Source organism: Nocardia suismassiliense (assembly GCF_900269665.1).
In the GTDB taxonomy this organism is placed as follows: Bacteria; Actinomycetota; Actinomycetes; order Mycobacteriales; family Mycobacteriaceae; genus Nocardia; species Nocardia suismassiliense.
Window position 1 is genome coordinate 1 of record NZ_LT985385.1, and the last position, 879, is coordinate 879.

1 protein-coding gene is annotated in these 879 nt (G+C 66.8%); it reads left to right on the forward strand.

Annotation, left to right across the window (positions count from 1 at the left end):
- Positions 1-177: 177 nt before the first annotated feature.
- A partial coding sequence (locus DBO33_RS42505; protein ID WP_199857087.1) for a hypothetical protein occupies positions 178-879 on the forward strand: 702 nt, incomplete at its 3' end.

An 879-nucleotide genomic window follows, 5' to 3' on the forward strand; every position in this document is an offset into this window, starting at 1 on the left:
GCGGGGGAGAGGCGACGGGGACCGGGCCGGGCGCTGCGTGATGGCAGAGACATGAACGCTTCCTTCAGAGCTGAAGTGGCTTCCTTCCGCACAGTGTGAGCCCGGCCAGGCCCGGCGCGGCAGTGGCCGCCAGCTCAGATATTGACCGTCTCGTTTGGGTGATGTGACGATCTGCCGATGGCGGAGCTGTATGACCGATTGGCGCCCAGACTCCCGGAAATGGCCCGCAAGGTGGTCTGCCGATGCGCGGTCGAAGTGCCTTTTTACCGCGAGCTGCCCGCCGAGACGCTCGCGGGTCCGGTCACCGAATCGGTGACAGCTGCCTTGGGCGTTCTGCTGAGGTTGCTGCGCGACAAGGACACCATGCACGCCGACGAGCTGACCCGGCTGGTGGAGTTGTCCGGGCGCCGTGCACTCGACCATGTTCCCCTGGAAGCGGCCCTGGCGGCATACCTGCTGGGCGCTAAAGTGTGGTGGCAGACGATCACTGAGCTGACCGGGCCCGATGAGCTACCTGCCGCAGGCACGTTCCTGCTCGACGGCCTGGCGATCGCGATGCCCGGAGTTGTCCTGGCGCACGTGCAGGTCCAAGAGGATCTGCGTAGCCAAGACCATCGGCTCCGCAACGAACTACTGGCCACGTTGCTGCACGGGCGCCCCCATCAAGCCATTGCCCAAGCCGCGCAGATCGAAGTGGCCGCACGCCACAGCGTCCTGGTCTTCCACCTCGCGACGCGGCGGCCGGATCGGCTGGTCCAATCGGCGTTGGACGCCTACGCCGGAACCCACGTGCTGACCGACCACACCGAGGGCCTGGCACTGCTGCCCGCCCGCGTCGACGTCGGCGCGTTGGTTACCCATGTGCGGCAAGCACTTTCG